At 49.7% G+C, this 16,561-nt stretch carries 15 protein-coding genes and 1 tRNA gene; 7 read left to right on the top strand and 9 right to left on the bottom strand.

Annotated features, from left to right (window positions below; translation table 11 throughout):
* The 5 genes from J0A67_RS21690 to J0A67_RS21670 all read right to left on the bottom strand — a co-directional run bounded on the left by J0A67_RS21690 (position 1) and on the right by J0A67_RS21670 (position 4,863).
* Positions 1-777: an enoyl-CoA hydratase/isomerase family protein gene (locus tag J0A67_RS21690; protein ID WP_206571494.1), complete on the bottom strand. Its 777-nt coding sequence runs from the start codon at positions 775-777 to the stop codon at positions 1-3.
* Between the two features lie 61 nt (positions 778-838).
* A complete protein-coding gene (locus J0A67_RS21685) occupies positions 839-2,776 on the bottom strand; it encodes a ComEC/Rec2 family competence protein (RefSeq protein ID WP_206571493.1) in 1,938 nt (645 codons plus the stop codon).
* 85 nt (positions 2,777-2,861) lie between these two features.
* Positions 2,862-3,434 (bottom strand): DUF3575 domain-containing protein, encoded by a 573-nt coding sequence (locus tag J0A67_RS21680; protein WP_206571492.1) that lies wholly within the window; start codon positions 3,432-3,434, stop codon positions 2,862-2,864.
* Between the two features lie 36 nt (positions 3,435-3,470).
* Positions 3,471-3,905, bottom strand: a complete 435-nt coding sequence (locus tag J0A67_RS21675; RefSeq protein ID WP_206571491.1) for a GNAT family N-acetyltransferase — start codon at positions 3,903-3,905, stop codon at positions 3,471-3,473.
* Positions 3,874-4,863, bottom strand: a complete 990-nt coding sequence (locus tag J0A67_RS21670) for a PhoH family protein (protein WP_206571490.1) — start codon at positions 4,861-4,863, stop codon at positions 3,874-3,876. Before J0A67_RS21670 ends, J0A67_RS21675 begins: the two co-directional genes overlap by 32 nt.
* A gap of 105 nt (positions 4,864-4,968) precedes the next feature.
* On the opposite strand from J0A67_RS21670, the gene J0A67_RS21665 reads away from it, so the two are divergent.
* From J0A67_RS21665 to J0A67_RS21655, 3 genes are all read left to right on the top strand, one after another.
* Entirely contained in the window at positions 4,969-5,739 is a 771-nt protein-coding gene (locus tag J0A67_RS21665) for an SAM hydrolase/SAM-dependent halogenase family protein (RefSeq protein WP_206571489.1), read from the top strand.
* Positions 5,739-6,035 carry a putative quinol monooxygenase gene (locus tag J0A67_RS21660; protein ID WP_206571488.1) on the top strand — a complete coding sequence of 99 codons (297 nt, stop codon included), beginning with the start codon at positions 5,739-5,741 and terminating at the stop codon, positions 6,033-6,035. Before J0A67_RS21665 ends, J0A67_RS21660 begins: the two co-directional genes overlap by 1 nt.
* Positions 6,036-6,127: 92 nt before the next feature.
* Positions 6,128-6,211 (top strand) — tRNA-Leu (locus tag J0A67_RS21655).
* A gap of 64 nt (positions 6,212-6,275) precedes the next feature.
* On the opposite strand, the gene J0A67_RS21650 is transcribed toward J0A67_RS21655, so the two are convergent.
* The 3 genes from J0A67_RS21650 to J0A67_RS21640 all read right to left on the bottom strand — a co-directional run bounded on the left by J0A67_RS21650 (position 6,276) and on the right by J0A67_RS21640 (position 9,799).
* A complete protein-coding gene (locus J0A67_RS21650; RefSeq protein ID WP_206571487.1) occupies positions 6,276-7,847 on the bottom strand; it encodes a solute:sodium symporter family transporter in 1,572 nt (523 codons plus the stop codon).
* A 72-nt stretch (positions 7,848-7,919) separates the two neighbouring features.
* On the bottom strand, positions 7,920-8,801 hold the full coding sequence (locus J0A67_RS21645) for an inositol oxygenase family protein (RefSeq protein WP_206571486.1): 882 nt from the start codon (positions 8,799-8,801) through the stop codon (positions 7,920-7,922).
* Between the two features lie 179 nt (positions 8,802-8,980).
* The gene (locus J0A67_RS21640) at positions 8,981-9,799 is read right to left on the bottom strand and encodes an XRE family transcriptional regulator (protein ID WP_206571485.1); all 819 of its coding nucleotides are present in this window, start codon (positions 9,797-9,799) and stop codon (positions 8,981-8,983) included.
* A gap of 70 nt (positions 9,800-9,869) precedes the next feature.
* Here J0A67_RS21640 and J0A67_RS21635 point away from each other — a divergent pair, with 70 nt between their 5' ends.
* The 3 genes from J0A67_RS21635 to J0A67_RS21625 all read left to right on the top strand — a co-directional run bounded on the left by J0A67_RS21635 (position 9,870) and on the right by J0A67_RS21625 (position 15,519).
* Entirely contained in the window at positions 9,870-10,616 is a 747-nt protein-coding gene (locus J0A67_RS21635; RefSeq protein WP_206571484.1) for an ImuA family protein, read from the top strand.
* Positions 10,609-12,105, top strand: coding sequence for a Y-family DNA polymerase (locus J0A67_RS21630; RefSeq protein WP_206571483.1), 1,497 nt, complete (start codon positions 10,609-10,611; stop codon positions 12,103-12,105). The genes J0A67_RS21635 and J0A67_RS21630 overlap by 8 nt, the downstream gene beginning before the upstream one ends.
* A 210-nt stretch (positions 12,106-12,315) precedes the next feature.
* Complete coding sequence (locus J0A67_RS21625; protein WP_206571482.1) at positions 12,316-15,519, top strand: error-prone DNA polymerase; 3,204 nt, start codon at positions 12,316-12,318, stop codon at positions 15,517-15,519.
* An 8-nt stretch (positions 15,520-15,527) separates the two neighbouring features.
* Here J0A67_RS21625 and J0A67_RS21620 read toward each other — a convergent pair whose 3' ends face one another.
* Complete coding sequence (locus tag J0A67_RS21620) at positions 15,528-16,232, bottom strand: hypothetical protein (protein WP_206571481.1); 705 nt, start codon at positions 16,230-16,232, stop codon at positions 15,528-15,530.
* Positions 16,233-16,258: 26 nt separating this feature from the next.
* On the opposite strand from J0A67_RS21620, the gene J0A67_RS21615 reads away from it, so the two are divergent.
* Positions 16,259-16,561 (top strand): HigA family addiction module antitoxin, encoded by a 303-nt coding sequence (locus J0A67_RS21615; RefSeq protein ID WP_206571480.1) that lies wholly within the window; start codon positions 16,259-16,261, stop codon positions 16,559-16,561.

Genomic DNA, 16,561 nt, shown 5'->3' with positions numbered 1-16,561 from the left:
TTACCAGTCGGGCTTGGTTTTGGACAAAAAAGCCGCCACACCCTTCACGCAATCCGCGTGGCTCCGTGTCTTTGCGTTAGCATCGGCTGCCAAATTCAAAGCCTCTTCGCGAGCTTTTTTGCCCAGGCTTCGGAGCAGGCGCTTGGTCTCCTGCATGGAAAAAGAAGAATTCCCCTCCACCAGTCTCATGGCAAATTCGCGAACGCTTTCCTGAAGGGCTTCATACGCCACCACTTCTGTGACCAGCCCAAGTCCCAAAGCTTTGGCAGCCGAAATCACTTCCGCGGAAAGCAGTAGCTCCGTGGCTCTGGCTTGGCTTAGCTGCTCGGCCAGAAAAACGGACACCAAAGCGGGGACAAAACCAATCTTTGCCTCCGTATAGCCAAATTTGGCTTCGGGCACAGCAAATGCAAAATCACAGACCGTTACCAAGCCGCAGCCTCCAGCCAAGGCATGACCCTGCACTTGGGCGATCACCGGCTTTGGAAATTCATAAATCTGCGAGAAAAGCGCCTTCAATCGATGACTGTCCTCCAAATTCTCCTCGAGTGAATTTTGCTGCAATCTCTCCAAATAGGCCAGGTCCGCCCCAGCACAAAAGGCCTTGCCTTCAGCCCTCACGACCACGACCTTCACCTCGCCGTTGCGCTCAAATTCCGAAAATGTCTTCGCCAATTCTTCGATCATTTCCGGATTTAAAGCATTGCGCTTGTCCGGGCGGTTTAGGGTGACAAATCCGATTCGTTTCTCTATTTGCGTGAGGACGGGAGTCTGCATGGGGTCTTTTTGCTACGAAAGGATAAATTACAGGGAGAAAAACCTAACGCCAAGCAAGCCGTCAGAAAACTACCCGAAAAGCGCCATTGTTTGCTATAAGGGAGTCTATGGGAAGCGGCTCACAAGATCCATCTGGCAAAACCCGCTCGATTAGCAGTGGCCTTCTCCCACCCCAGAGAAACTTGTTTCTGCCCGCCTCAAACTGGTAGCCAAACAGGGGAAAGGAAAGCACCTTGCCTTCCCGCACAGCCAGTGCAGACTCGGGAAGCTGTGGACGATGCGCCGCAATCCGATTGGGATCGATGGAAAAGCTGATCTGTTCGGGCGGCAAATTTTCGTTCCAGGAGAAGTGCTGCCCGCCGGCCCTGAAGTCCAACAGGACACCTTTTTCCCCTGAAAATACCAGCAGCTCAGCCGGTGGGCGCGACACTTCCCGCATCAAGCGATCTCCGGACCACAGCAGAAAGAGCACAAGCGCAAGATAGATCAAACTCTTTCTATCGCCCCATTCCCAGTTTGCCCACACAAACAACAACACCCATATCAGCAGCATCCCCCAAAAAGTAATCGTCAGGCGCTCGAGATTGCCACCAGGCAAATCCTGGACGACCCGTGTGAACCAGTTTTGAAGCCAGATCAGTCCACTCACCGACAGCCCCAGCACCTTTCCCAGCCAAGGGACCCAACTGAGTGCAAGCATCACGATCCCTGCATTCATCACCACAAAAGAGAGCGGAATGATGACCAGATTGGCGATCAGGAAGTAGCTCGGAAAAATATGGAAGTAGAGAATTGATAGTGGAAAGGTCGCCAATTGGGCGGCCAAGCTCACCGCAGTGATCTGCCAAAAATATTCCAAGATCCTATTGGGCGGCAGCCACCATTTCAAAATAATGGGCTGCAGGAGCAAAATCCCAGCTACGGCTAGGTAGGAAAGTTGGAATCCCACTTCGAAAATGACTGCCGGATCCATTGAAATAATGATCAGGGCCGAGAAAGCGAGAATATTCCAGGAAGAGGGCTTTCGTTCCCTCATTTGCCCAGCTGTCAAAAGCGAAAACATGGTCGCAGCCCGGACCACCGAGGGCGAAAAACCCGTCAAAACCGCGTAGAGCCAGATCAAAAGAATCACTAAAATCAGATATAGCTTCCTGCTTCTGGCCTTTGTACGGATGCCCTTTAGAGGGAAAAGTAGAATCGCATAGATAATCCCGACATGCAATCCCGATACCGCCAAGATATGCATCGTCCCCGTCTTGGCATAGGCTTCGCGTATCTCCCGATCCAGCGTTTCCTTTTGGCCCAGTAGCAAAGCAACGGCGATCTGTCTCGATTCAGGATTGGGCACGAGCTCATCGATCACTGCCGCCAGCTGCTTCCTAGTCCGCTGCAACCAAAAACGAGGCGCTCCCTGCGCTGTAGAGTCCACTATCCGAAAATCATTTCCAATAAAGTGTCGGAAATGGATGTCTTTTCTGGCAAGGAAGCTGCTGTAGTCAAATTCGTTGGGAAAAAGCGGTGGGGGAATGGGCTCTGGGCACTTTTTCACCAAAATCACCTGGCCAGGGATCAGGGGATCGGCACCTCGGTGATAGACCAACACTTTTCCTTTGGAAGAAATCCAGCCCGTGCTATCCTTGATCTGTATCACTTCCACTAGATTTTCCAGAGAGTTTGGCTTGGGGACATCGTATTTTTCAACTCTGGCAAGATAGAAGTCACACTCGCCCAATTTTATATCCACAGACTCCCCCCTCCGAATTTTCTGGTTTTCAGAAAGCAACACTCCCAAGAGAAATAGCATCCCATAGGCCAATGCGGCCGGAACCAGTTTTGACACCTTCCTTTTCGCAAAGATCAAATAGGCATAAAGTACCCAAAAAATCCCGATCAAGCTTGCCAAGGGTGCCACCGGAATCAAGGGACTGTCTTGGGAGAGCAGGACGCCCAAAACCAGGAACGGCAGATACCTCAAAAATGGAAAATCGGCAAATCTCATCGCTAAAAAATTAAAAACTTAAGTTAGAAAAATCTGTGCAAAAAAAAGAGCCCCGAAGGGCTCTTGCGTTATCTTTCACAGAAAGTTAAAATCTATAACCCAAGCTAAATCCCGCATTGGGTTCAATGGCGGTGAACTTGTCGGATACCACCTCACTGAAATTGCGGGCAACACTCGCATAGGGTCCGAAAGCAAAGTGCTCGGAAACTTCCCATTTGTACCCAAATCCAGCCCCCAGAATAAATGCCGTCATATCGGTAGTGGAGACAGCACCTGGAGATGGATCCTCAAAATCCCCAAATCTGAATTTCAGAAATGGATAGACGTAAAATCTCCCATTGGGATTATTTCCAAAGTAGAAATTCATCCCGGACTGAATTGAATTGGTTTTGTAGTTTTTGCCATCTTTCTGGGAATTGTAGCCGAAGCGGTCGTTGATGTGAAGCTGGAAATCCAAGGAGTGGCTATCGCTCAGAAATCGCTCATAGCCCACTTCAAATGAACCCAAGACGATGAGGTTTAGAAAGTTCAGTTTGATTTCATTGTCAAAGGCGCCGATGTTTGGATTATTGGTTCCTGAAGAAGAAATGACCTGCTGACTGAATGCTGAAAGGGCAAGTCCTACAACAAAAAAAGCGGAAAGGATATGTTTTCTCATAGTTGGATTAGTTGAATGGCTGGCTTACGGCAAGGATTAAGCCAACTCCATCTTGTAGTGCTTGATGTTGCACTCTTCGAACATTTCACCGACTTTCTCAAAGCCGAATTTGGAATAAAGCGGCACAGCCGTCAATTGGGCATGAAGGTATTTGACCTTCCCTTCGGCATCGGGAGTTGAATTCACGTCCTCCAAAACCGCGGCAACCAGCGCCTGGCCCACACCTTTCCCACGTGCATCTTTCAATACCGCAAACCGCTCCATCTTCACTCCGTTTTTGGTAAACCTCCAACGTGCCGTGCCCACCGGCCTACCCTCCAAACGCGCAAGAAAATGCGTCGAAGTATCCTCGAACTCATCGTATTCCTCAGCGCGATCCACCTCCTGCTCCACGACAAACACCATCTCGCGAATTGCGAAAACCTCTTCGAGAGTCTTTTTATCCGTTACCTTTTCTACTGTTGGCTTCATAGCGCTGCTGATCTCTATCTTCTTGGTCTTTTTCGTAGGCTTCGATGATCGCCTTGACCAGCTTATGCCTGATGACATCTTTGCCGCTGAGGCTGACCACCCCGATTCCTTTTACATTTTTGAGGATTTTGAGTGCTTCTGCCAAGCCTGATTTTTGCCTGACCGGCAGATCCACCTGAGTTTGGTCTCCGGTAATGATCACCTTGGAGTTAGGGCCCATCCGGGTGAGAAACATCTTGATTTGCTCGCTGGTGGTATTCTGTGCCTCGTCCAGAAGCACAAAAGCATCATGCAGCGTACGCCCTCTCATGTAGGCCAATGGCGCTATCTCGATCACCCTCGTCTCCTGATAATATTTGAGCTTCTCTGGCGGTACCATGTCCTGTAGCGCATCGTAGATAGGACGGAGGTATGGATCGAGTTTTTCTTGCAAGTCTCCAGGTAGAAAGCCGAGATTTTCTCCTGCTTCCACTGCAGGCCGGGTGATGATGATGCGTTTGACTTCCCGGTTTTTCAAAGCGCGCACTGCAAGGGCGACCGCTATGTAAGTTTTGCCTGTACCAGCAGGCCCGAGCGCAAAAACAAGGTCATTGCTCATGGCTGCCTCGACGAGCTTACGCTGATTGGCTGACTTGGGCTTGATGACCAGACCCTTGTTACCAAAGACGATCACCTGGTCGCGACTAGCTTCCTCAAAGGGTATCCCCTCGATGTCGAGGTAGTCTTTGACGTTTTCGGGAGTGAGGTGACCAAAGCGATCGAAGTGCTCCAGCAGGAGATTGATCAGGTCATTGATCCGCAAAATCTCTGGTGCGCCTCCTTGAATGCGGATTTCGTTGCCTCGCGACACGATCTTGCTCTGGGGAAAAGCCTGGGCAATCTGCCGAATATTTTCATTGCCGGCGCCCAAAAATTCCGCCAGAGGCACGTTCTCTAAGGTGATTACTTTTTCGACCAAACTTGTTTTTTGATTTAGGTTAACCTAGAAGGCTAAAGAATAAAATTTCTATTTTTGTTCGCCCCCCCTCAAACAAAATTACACAATTTTAATAGACTTGCTTGTATGGCATTGGTGACATTCCTCTCTGACTTTGGGGACAAAGACTACTACGTACCGGCCGTGAAGGCCAAGATGCTCTCGATCAACCCACAGCTGAATATCATCGACATTTCCCACAGCGTTGCTCCATACGATATCGAACATGCGGCTTTCATCCTTCGATCCACCTTCCGGGAATTTCCCAAGGGAACCGTCCATCTCGTCGGCATCAACACCGTAGGCGCCATGACCCACGGCTATATCGGAGTAAAGCTGGAGGAACATATTTTTGTGGGACCAAACAACGGGATCCTCAGCCTGCTGGCAGATCAAGATCCGGGAATCCTCGTGCAGTTCGCTGACATTCATGTAAAGGATACCACTTTTCCAACCCGCGATATTCTAGCCCCAATTGTTGCCAAGGTGGCGAGCGGGGCCGCTATCCATGACTTTGGAGGCCCATTGGCTAATTTCCGCAAACTGATGTCCCGTCAGGCCAAAGCGACCCGAGAGCATATCATCGGACATGTGATCCGCATCGACCGATACGGCAATCTATTGACCAACATCCACAGGGAAGTATTCGAAAAGCTTAACCCCGGGAAATTCAACATCCAGTTTGGGCGCGAATCTGTAAACAAGCTTCAGAACGGATACGATCAAGTGGAGGCCGGAGATCCCTTTGCATTTTTCAACAGCCTCGACATCCTAGAGATCGGCATCAACCATGGAGATGCGGGAAAACTATTGGGACTGAAGCAGGACAGTGTCGTCTACATTCACTTCGGAGGGTAATGCTAGTCAGGATCGTCCGTATGACTTTTAGACCGGATGCGGTCGCTGAGTTTCTGGCGAATTTCGAGACTCACAAAAACTCTATCCGCCATTTTCCGGGCTGCAAGCATCTGGAGCTATGGCAGGATGTTTTAGAAAAAAATATTTTCACCACCTATAGCCACTGGGAAAGCGAGGAAGCACTCGATCAGTATCGTGATTCTGAGCTATTTAAATCCGTCTGGAAAGCTACTAAGACGCTTTTCTCAGCCAAACCCAAAGCTTTCAGCTCAAAAAAAACATTGGAAGTACCTTGAGCAAGTTGGAAGAAAAATAAAATGTTTTCATATTTGCAGCCCGTTCGGCAAGGAACGGAAACACAAGTCTGATCTGATCAGGCGCGTACCATGCCCAGGTGGCGGAATCGGTAGACGCGTTGGTCTCAAACACCAATGAGGTTACACTCGTGCCGGTTCGACTCCGGCCCTGGGTACAGAAAACCCCTTCAGAAGCGATTTTGAAGGGGTTTTTGCTTTTCTTGGCAAACTATTTAAACCTCACCTCCCCAGCCACCAATAGATCAGCACCGTCACCAGACAAAGTGCCAAAGACAGCGGCTTGGCATACTTCCATTCCTGCAGATTGAGTGGCCCTTGGGTGGAGATGACAGGAGACTGTGAAGGATACCTCATACTTACCAGATACATCACAGCCAGATTGAGCAGGAACTCTATGCCCCAAATATGGATAAAGTGGATGTCGACCGCAATCCAAAATGTCGTGACCAGATAAAACACAAAGCCGACCAGCAAACCTGCTTTTGCTCCTGCGGCGGAAACTTTGGGAATGAAAAAACCTGCGATCAATACGGAAGCTATGGGGATAAAAAAGATCCCGTTGAGCTGCTGCATGAGTTGATATAGCCCCTCGGGAGCATTGGCGACCATCGGGGCGATCAGGATGGAGACCACCGCGAGGATCAGTGAGCTCAACTTTCCGACCTTGACTAGCTTGCTGTCTGAGGCGCTAGGCTGGATGATCTTTTTGTAAATATCCAAGCTAAAGATCGTAGATGCAGAATTCAGAACAGAGTTGAATGTACTGAGAACCGCCCCCAAAACCACAGCTGCAAAAAAACCAATCAAGCTCAGAGGAAGCACCTTTTTCACCAAAACAGGATAGATGTAATCCTGGTCCGAGTAGTACTGCTCACCATAGTAGTAGAAGGCAATTACTCCTGGCAAGACGATGATCAAAGGGATGAGGATTTTGAAAATCCCAGTATACAGCAATCCTTTCTGCGCTTCTGCCATATTCTTGGCACCCAAGGCACGCTGGATAATGGTCTGGTTCATACCCCAGAAATACAGCTGGTTGATCATCAAACCGGTGAAAAGTGTACTGAACGGAAGGGCGGAATCCTCTGCACCGATGACGTTGAACTTGTCCGGAATGGCCTCATAGACCTTGCCCATACCAGCCGCCACATCACCCGATCCTATATCCCAAAGAGCAAAAATCGGCACCAGCAAGCCTCCAATCATCAGCCCAACAGCATTGATCATATCGGAGTAGGCCACCGCCTTCAAGCCTCCGAGGATGGCATAGACCGAACCGATGACTCCTATGGTAATGACAGTGAGCCAAATCCCCTGCGTCTTGGTGATATGAAATACCTCGGAAACATCGAAGATGCTCTCCAGATTGATCGCTCCTGTGTAGAGTACGATGGGCAGCAGCGTGAATACGAAGGAAAGCATCAAGAGCAGAGACACTATGGTCTTGGTGGTATCGTCGTAGCGGATCGCCAAGTATTGGGGGATGGTCGCGAGTCCCAGCCTCAGATAGATCGGCAAAAAGTATAGCGCGGCGATCACCAAAGCAATAGCCGAAGTCACCTCCCAGGCTATGATGATCATGCCGTTTTTGTAAGCGGACCCGTTCATCCCGATCAGATGCTCTGTGGAGATATTGGTCAGCAGCATAGATCCGGCGATCACCCCTCCTGTCAGACTCCTGCCTCCCAGGAAGTAGCCATCACGGGATCGGAGATTTTCTTTTCTCAGTTTGTACCAGGAAAACAAAGCAACAAATAGCGTGAATCCCACAAAGGAAATGGCGGTAAGCATGAAATGTATTTGGGTTTGTAAGAAATAAAAAAGAAAGGGGATAGCTGCCTATCCCCCCTGGGTCGGTGGCTCTTAAAATCTCAGCGTCGCCGGAAGATATTTGGCCACAAGATCCTCGTAGTAAGGCTTCAAGGCCTTCGCATCCGGTGGTACGGGAACTTTAGAATAAAGATCGTACGGATTGAACTTGTCCACCCACTTGAACATCTCCCGGTCATGGTCACTGAGGAGATGGTCGTAGGCATTTTCCCGATGCTGAGCATAGAAAGAATGGTAGCGGATCATGTAAAGCGCTGGCTCAGGCATGTAATTCTTCACCATTTGATAGAGGTATTCGTCATGCCCCCAAGACATCTTCACCTGATCCAGCCCGCAGTGATGAGAGTACACCCCGTATTTGGTATTGTACCGACCGTCTTCGGTATCGGGATTCAGATTGAAAAATTCGGGATAGACAATGCGATCTGAATACTGACATCCTACCGGAAAAGTATCTCCTACGACCGCCCATTGCGGTTCGCCAAATAGGCAAAGTACTTTCCCCAAATCATGGATAAAGCCAGTCAACACAAACCAATCGGGATGACCATCCGCACGGATCGCCTCGGAGGTTTGCAGCAAGTGCTGTAATTGATCGAGATTGGTGTCGGGATCAGAATCGTCCACCAAGGTATTGAGGAAGCTGACCGCATCCCAGAAGGGCATTTCCTTTTTCTCAAACTTTAAAAACTCGCCTTCCTTTTCTTTCACAAAATCATAGGTCTGGTAAGTATGGTTGAGCTTATAAAACTCCCTGACCGTATCCACCCGCTCGGAGTCGTGGTAGTTTCGGTAGTCGTCTTTGGCTTTTGCCTGCTTATCCTTAGGCTCTGGATATCGGGTCAATAGGTCATCTTCCCAATCCTCGATTGATTGAAGAGGAGCCTTTTCGCTTTCTGAGAGTTTGATATTCATATGATCATGATTTTTTTTTAATGGCCATATGGAATCTCGCATGGATTGTAATCATCCCTTACGACGCTTACATCACGCTCGATTTCATGGGTTTATCGATTGTCTAGAAAGATAGAAACAAAAAGCGGTCTATTGCAAGCTGACAATGCCATTATTGAGGCTATTCCACCACCACAAGATCATCCAGAACCAGACATCTTCCGCAACTCCCCAATCTCCGTCTGCATCTTGGCCATCATCCGCATCAGCTGGCGTATATCGGCTTCCTGCTCGGGTATCTCCCGGCTGGTGTAGGCATAAAAAGCCCATATCTCCAGCACTTCCTCCACCGGTACAGTATATGGATCAAAAAGCGGATTGAGAGATTTCAGCAAAATTCTCCCATCCTGCCCTAGAGTCACCAGCTTGAACACAAAATCCTGACCTTCCTTTAAGATAACTACGCAAGGCGTGTCCGGCTTGAGCTCCGTCCAGTCCGCGACATACTGCGCGATCACGTCGCTTCCCTCGGGTATCGGCTCCATCGAGTCTCCTGTCGTTGGAAAAATTCGAAATGTCCCGCTTCCGGGCAGATTGGGCAGGGAGTATTTGGGCAAAGCGGCAATAAACTCCGGGTCATTGTAGCCCGCACGATAGCCTGCCTTGGCCTTAACGGGCACGTATTCCACGTTCTCATTATTGTCCCTGTCCACGCTGATAGCCAGCACACGAAGGTTGCCCCCACGAATGTAGACATCATTTCCCGCCTCCAGCTCCCGCAGCTTCAGCTCCCCCAGCTTTCCCAACTCCACACGGATCAGACTGTCTATACTGATCCCAAAGAGTTCCGATACACTCAAAAGATCATCCATCACAGGAGACTTGGTCTGACCCGACTCAAGCGCATTGACTTTGGACCGGGTTGCACCCAACCTGTCAGCCAGCTCCTGCTGTGTCATCTTGCGTCTCTCTCGGAGAAATCTCAGGTTTTCCGCAAAGAAATTCTTTGACTTTGCCATAGCATTTTGGTATTATTAGAGTCAACATTTTGACATGATTAGTGTCAAATATAGATAAACTGGAGAAAGGATGAAAACATTAGGAGACAAAAATGAATCCATACGCCAGCTCAAAGCCAAGATTATGGAATTGGAAGGCTTCAGTTCCTCCTCAAAACCGCCTTCTGCTCCCCTTGGACTAGGCCCGATCGAATCCTCTTTCCCAGGAGGAAGTTTTCCGTTAGGCACCGTACACGAATTCATCAGCCTTCATCCCGCCGATGCGGCATCCACCAACGGATTCATCTCTGGACTACTGTCATCCATGGTCAGCAAAGGAGGATTTTGCTTATGGATCAGCAATCGGCGCAGCATTTTCCCCCCTGGATTAAAACGCTTCGGAATCGAACCCGACCGAGTGATTTTCATTGATCTGAAAAAGGAAAAAGACGTGCTCTGGGCCATGGAGCTGGGACTCAAATGCAGTACACTTTCCGCCGTGGTGGGCGAGCTGCAGGAGCTCAGTTTTATCGAGTCCCAACGTCTGCAGCTGGCGGTAGAGCAAAGCAAAGTAACCGGGCTGCTACATCGCCACAATCCCAAGCAACAACATGCCTTGGCCTGTACAACTCGATGGAAAATCGTTTCGCTGGGCAGTAATTTGCCGGGAGGAATGCCCGGGGTAGGTTTTGCAACTTGGAACGTCGCCCTACTCAAAGTACGAAATGGCAGACCTGGCGAATGGAAAATGGAATGGAAGGACGGCCGATTCCTGCCGCTCACTCCGCTAGAGTCCCGCAAGCAAATCCACCTTTCCCGAGATCAGCACTATGCCTAAGCGATTCCTTTCCCTTTGGTTTCCATTCCTTCATACCGATCGACTAGCGATCAGAAAGCCAGCTCTTCGGGATCAAGCGTTCGTCTTTGCCTCTCCGCAGCGTGGGAGGATGACGATCACGGCATCCAGCCTCTACGCTGTCAAGCTTGGCATACGTCCCGGCATGGCTGTCGCTGATGCGCGGGCTTTGAAACCTGATCTGTTGATTTTTCCCGAAAAGCCCGGGCGGGGAGAAAAATTGCTCAGGAATTTGGCTGAATGGTGCCTTTGCTACACCCCAGTGGCGGCCATCGACCCTCCCGATGGACTTGTTCTGGAGATTTCGGGCTGTCCACATCTCTGGGGAGGAGAGGAGTCCTACCTCCGAGATCTCACCACTACCCTCCGCAGCAAAGGATACCATAACCGCGCAGCGATAGCCGACACCATTGGCACCGCCTGGGGAATGGCCAGGCACCACAAAACGTCAAGTATCACCGCGAGAGACAAGCAGCGAAACGCCCTACAGACACTTCCCCCGGCAGCTTTGCGGCTTGACGCAGCTACATTGGAAAGAATGGAAAAACTGGGATTTCGCCAGATCGGGCAATTCATCGACATCCCCATACCGACGCTCCGCAAGCGCTTTGGCGAAGGAATTCTTGTCCGATTGGAGCAGGCCTTGGGCACAGGCCATGAGCCTCTGGAGCCGATCACTCCTCAAGAACCCTATTTGGAACGGCTACCTTGCATGGATCCGATTCGTACTGCGCCGGGGATCAAGATTGCACTGGAAGAGCTCTTGAATACTATTTGCAAAAGACTCTCCAAGGAAAAGAAAGGAATGCGAAAAGGGATCTTCCGCGGGCATCGCCTAGACGGCAAAGTCGAAGAAATCTCCATTGGCACCCACCTGCCATCTTACAATCCCAAGCACCTCTTTCGCCTATTTGAGCTCAAAATCCCCAATATCGAACCAGATCTGGGCATTGAACTCTTTGAGATCGAGGCATTGCTGGTAGAGAAAATCAGCGAGACTCAAGAGTCGCTTTGGCAAAAAAACGAAAATGACGTCACTGCCCTATCAGAGCTTCTTGACAAAATGGCCGGCAAGATGGGCCCGAAAACCATCCATCGCTATTTGCCACAGGAACAACACTGGCCGGAACACTCCATCCGTGAGGCCCATTCCCTAGAAGACAAACCGAGTACCGAATGGACAACGGAACGGGCTCGACCACTACACTTGCTCTCTCTTCCTGAGCGGATCGATGTGATGGTACCCTTGCCTGACTATCCTCCTTTGCACTTTCGCTATCGGGGAGAGATCCTCCGCGTGGCAAAGGCAGACGGACCCGAACGCATCGAGCAGGAATGGTGGCAGCAATCCGGCCCCCCACGGGATTACTATGTGATCGAGGATGAACATGGAAAGCGCTACTGGCTATTCCGGCTGGGCCTGTATGGCAAAGAAAATCCGCAATGGTTTATCCATGGTTTTTTCGCTTAGATGGAAAAATCTATCATGAAGTTTCAGAGCAATGGGAGAAAAACTTCTCGCCTAGCGCCTCCGCGAGAAAACTGCTCTCGCAAGGCGGAGAGCCGTAACGAATTAAAAAAACGTCCAGCTTCTGGAGAAGCAAGACAATTGAACTTAAAAATTAAACCCTCCATTTTCTCTCGCCCTCTGTGGTAAAAGTAGAAGCAGTAGAAAAACATCATGGACTACATCGAGCTACAAGTCACGTCCAACTTCACCTTTCTCCGGGGAGGTTCCCATCCTGAGGAGCTGATCGATCAGGCTGTCAAATTGGGCTATCAATGTCTTGCCATTACCGACCGCAACACATTGGCTGGCATCGTCCGGGCGCATGCAGCGGCTCGCGGCAAGGCCATTCGCTTTATCCCAGCTTGTCGCTTGGACCTTCTGGATGGGCCCAGTCTGCTCGCTTATCCAACCGATCAGACGAGCTACAGCCAGCTCTCTGCCCTACTCACTCTGGGTAATCTCCGTGCAGAAAAAGGGGAATGCCATCTTTACAAAAAGGATGTGTTTGAGCATGCCGCAAACAACAAATTCATCGCCTTGCCACCTGAGCTGCTTCAACCGGACTTTTCCTTTCCGGAATACTTTACTTCCGCACTGAAGGAATACCGGGAGACACTTGGAAGCAAGCTTTATTTAGGGGCAAGTTTCTCCTATAGTGGAGCAGACCAGAAGCGGCTTTTTCAGCTTTCCCAACTTTCCTCCAAACTTCACATCCCGATGGTCGCCACCAATGATGTGCACTACCATGCTCCGGAAAGAAGGGAACTCCAAGATGTCCTCACCTGCATACGTGAGAAATGCACCATCCTCAATGCGGGCTTTCGCCTCCACCCCAATGCCGAGCGTCATCTCAAATCCCAACAGGAAATGACTCGTCTATTCAGGGAATATCCCGAAGCTATCGAATGCACACAGGAGATCGCCAATGCCTGCAATTTCTCCCTCGACCAATTGACCTATATCTATCCGGAGGAAATTGTGTCTGAGGGAAGAACGCCGCAAGAGGAGTTGGTTCGCTTAACTTGGGAGGGTGCCAAAGCCCATTTTGGAGAAATCATCCCGGAGAAAATCAGGGAAACAATCACCTACGAACTCGATTTCATGGAGCGTAAAAACTACGCTTCCTACTTTCTCACCGTCTATGACTTTGTCCGCTTTGCCCGTGAAAAAGAAATCCTCTGCCAAGGTCGAGGCTCTGCCGCCAATTCCGTAGTTTGCTATTGTCTCGGCATCACTTCCGTCGACCCTTCCAAGTTCAAACTGCTCTTTGCCCGCTTCATGTCGGATGCCCGGGACGAGCCGCCGGATATTGACGTTGACTTCGAGCACGAGCGCCGGGAGGAAGTGATGCAGTACATCTACGAAAAATACGGGCGAGACCGCGCCGGCATAGTGGCCACCGTCACTCAAGTGCATTGGAAAGGTGCGATCCGGGATGTGGGGAAAGCCATGGGACTGACAGTTGACACCATCGACCGGCTTTCCAAAACCAGCTACGAGCTTACCGAAGACTGGTATCAAGGCGACAAACCTTCACCTGAAGGCTTTGATTCCCGAGACAGCCACCTCCTGAAGGTCTTGGAACTAACAGGGCAATACATCGGCTTTCCCCGACAGCTCGGGCAGCATACCGGGGGCTTTGTCATCACCCAAAACAAACTCTCCGACCTCTGCCCAATCCTCAATGCCCGCATGGAAAACCGCACCTGCATTGAGTGGAACAAAGACGACGTGGATGCGCTCGGATTTCTGAAAGTCGACGTGCTTGCCCTCGGCATGCTGACCTGCATCCGCAAGGGGTTTGACCTCGCCCGTCAACATTATGGACTTGAGCTGACACTGGCCAATATTCCTCAAGAAGATGAGAAGGTCTATGAGATGATCTGTCATGCGGATACCTTGGGCGTATTCCAGATTGAAAGCCGGGCACAGATGTCCATGCTACCCAGACTTCGACCCAATAGCTTCTACGACCTGGTCATCGAAGTAGCCATCGTTCGTCCGGGTCCGATTCAGGGGGACATGGTACATCCCTATCTCAAAAGACGAAATGGAGAAGAGCCAGTCGAATATCCTTCGAGGGAGCTGGAAGAGATTCTAGGCAGAACACTTGGCGTGCCTCTTTTTCAGGAGCAAGCGATGGAAATCGCCATTGTGGCAGCGGGCTTTACACCTGCTGAAGCCGACGGGCTCCGCCGCAGCATGGCTACTTTCAAAGCCAAAGGACTGGTGAGCCAATGGGAGGAAAAACTGGTCAGCGGCATGATGGCCAAAGGCTACACCGAAGACTTTGCCAAGCGGGTATTCCGCCAGTTGGAAGGCTTTGGGAGCTATGGTTTTCCGGAAAGCCACGCTGCCAGCTTTGCCCTGCTGGTGTACATCTCCTCTTGGATTAAATGCTACTATCCCGACATCTTTGCCGCTTCCTTGCTCAACAGTCAACCTATGGGCTTCTACCAGCCAGCACAGATCGTGAGCGATGCTCGCAAGCATGGCGTAGAGGTAAGGCCCATCGACATCAACCATTCCTTTTGGGATAATACCCTGGAGAAAACTTCAGAGAAATGGCATGCGCTACGACTTGGTTTTCGTCAGATCAAAGGTTTTTCCGAAGAAGATGCCCAGCGCCTCTCCGCGGCCAGACTCCAACCTTTCACTCGCATCATTGACTTGGCCAATACCGGGATTTCCCAAGCAGCCATGGAAAAACTTGCGGACGCTGATGCTTTTCGTTCCATGGGATTTGACCGAAGACAAGCGCTTTGGGAAGTTTCGGCACTGCAGGGTCGATTCACTGGAATTTTCGAGGATCAACCCGCAGAAGACCCTACTAAAGCTCAAATTGTCTTGCCCAGCATCTCCCCCATGGAACACGTCATGCGGGACTATTCTTCCACGACTTTGTCTCTGAAAGCCCACCCGGTCAGCTTTGCCCGTCCCCACCTCGACCAGCTCGGCGTCCTCCCGACCGCCAGACTGAAGGACCTTAAAAATGGCTGGTCTGCCAAAGTCTGCGGACTGATCACCGTGCGACAGCGTCCCGGCACTGCCAAAGGGGTACTCTTCGTCACGATCGAGGACGAAACAGGCTTTGCCAATCTGGTGATCTGGGCTAAGACCTTTGAAAAATACCGTAAGGTCATCGTCCAGTCGAAACTATTCATGGTGACCGGCAAAGTCCAGATCGAAGGCGAAGTCATCCATGTCGTAGTGCACACCTGCCACAACCTGACTTCGCTGATGAATCTCGATGCAGAAGCCCGAGACCTAGGCACCGTCCAGCCTCGGGTATCCAAAAAGATGTTGGAAGAAAACTCCAAAAAACAAGTGAAGGCTTTCCAAGGGGAATTGTTTCCTTCGAGGGATTTTAGGTAAAATTCATCCTATGGCATTAAGTTCTTTCTCAGAAACTTCTCAACATATTCAGTACTACTCTCACCACTAGCAAAAAATGTCTCCAATTTATCTCGAAGAGCAGTGTAGTTATTTTTTCTGTTATCTTTTGCTTCTTCTACTATAAGATCAAACTCTTCCTTCTTAATCTCATTTACGTTTCCGAAATAATCCTTAATGGTAAACTTGTAAAACTTCTCAATTGCCAAATCACTATAAGCCACCTCGATTTGATCCGCAAACTGAACCCAGAAAAGCTCCAATTTTTCATTTTCACTCAGGGAAAAGCAAGAAACCCACTTCGTCATACCTGCTTGACCAGAATTAAACCTCACCATAACATTTACAGCCACATTCTTAGCTCCGTTTTTCAAATACCAACTATCCTTAAAACCTTCCACCGTTATAGGCCTATCAATTGAAACAAAAAGTAATGGTCTAATCTGAAGTCGATTGAAAGCATCAGTGGCTCGATTAGCCATAAACGAAATTACACCAAGTACAATTAAGTTAGCCCAACCTAAAAAATATCCGTTGAAAACTGCAAAATCAGCCCAAATGTTCGAAGAATCCGACATCTGTCCATAAAACTTGCTGAAATATAATATCATTCCCACCACAGGAATCAGAAGTGAAACAGGTAGCACTATTCTTAGAAAACTCTTACCTTGATTTATGCTGTTTGGGACATCCATAAACTAAAATCATCAAAAAATCCCTTATGCGCAAGCTGCCAAAAACTATCCACCCTGGAGAAATACTGCAAGAGGAGTTTCTGGCTCCAATGGACATCTCCGCCTATCGCTTGGCAAAGGAGACATTCATCCCCCAGACCCGAATCTCAGAAATCATCAAGGGAAATCGTCGAATCACCGCCGACACCGCCTTGCGGTTTGCCAAGTTTTTTGGCAACAGCGCCAAGTTTTGGTTGGGACTACAGAATGACTTTGACTTGGAGGAAGAACAGGCACTAAAAAGCAAGGAGTTGGAAAGCATTAAACCTGCTAAAGAAAGTGCAGCTTGA

Source organism: Algoriphagus aestuariicola (assembly GCF_017254835.1).
Classification (GTDB): Bacteria; Bacteroidota; Bacteroidia; order Cytophagales; family Cyclobacteriaceae; genus Algoriphagus; species Algoriphagus aestuariicola.
Note: the sequence above shows the minus strand (reverse complement) of the source record. Positions and strands in the feature narration are given on the sequence as shown.

Bases quoted from the DNA above. Each gene is read 5' to 3' on its own strand.
- J0A67_RS21650 (WP_206571487.1), bottom strand. From the start codon at position 7,847: ATGCTTACCGCCATTTCCTTTGTGGGATTCACGCTATTTGTTGCTTTG.
- J0A67_RS21630 (WP_206571483.1), top strand. From the start codon at position 10,609: ATGCCTAAGCGATTCCTTTCCCTTTGGTTTCCATTCCTTCATACCGAT.
- J0A67_RS21625 (WP_206571482.1), top strand. From the start codon at position 12,316: ATGGACTACATCGAGCTACAAGTCACGTCCAACTTCACCTTTCTCCGG.
- J0A67_RS21660 (WP_206571488.1), top strand. From the start codon at position 5,739: ATGCTAGTCAGGATCGTCCGTATGACTTTTAGACCGGATGCGGTCGCT.
- J0A67_RS21675 (WP_206571491.1), bottom strand. From the start codon at position 3,905: ATGAAGCCAACAGTAGAAAAGGTAACGGATAAAAAGACTCTCGAAGAG.
- J0A67_RS21645 (WP_206571486.1), bottom strand. From the start codon at position 8,801: ATGAATATCAAACTCTCAGAAAGCGAAAAGGCTCCTCTTCAATCAATC.
- J0A67_RS21680 (WP_206571492.1), bottom strand. From the start codon at position 3,434: ATGAGAAAACATATCCTTTCCGCTTTTTTTGTTGTAGGACTTGCCCTT.
- J0A67_RS21620 (WP_206571481.1), bottom strand. From the start codon at position 16,232: ATGGATGTCCCAAACAGCATAAATCAAGGTAAGAGTTTTCTAAGAATA.
- J0A67_RS21685 (WP_206571493.1), bottom strand. From the start codon at position 2,776: ATGAGATTTGCCGATTTTCCATTTTTGAGGTATCTGCCGTTCCTGGTT.
- J0A67_RS21640 (WP_206571485.1), bottom strand. From the start codon at position 9,799: ATGGCAAAGTCAAAGAATTTCTTTGCGGAAAACCTGAGATTTCTCCGA.
- J0A67_RS21690 (WP_206571494.1), bottom strand. From the start codon at position 777: ATGCAGACTCCCGTCCTCACGCAAATAGAGAAACGAATCGGATTTGTC.
- J0A67_RS21665 (WP_206571489.1), top strand. From the start codon at position 4,969: ATGGCATTGGTGACATTCCTCTCTGACTTTGGGGACAAAGACTACTAC.
- J0A67_RS21635 (WP_206571484.1), top strand. From the start codon at position 9,870: ATGAAAACATTAGGAGACAAAAATGAATCCATACGCCAGCTCAAAGCC.
- J0A67_RS21615 (WP_206571480.1), top strand. From the start codon at position 16,259: ATGCGCAAGCTGCCAAAAACTATCCACCCTGGAGAAATACTGCAAGAG.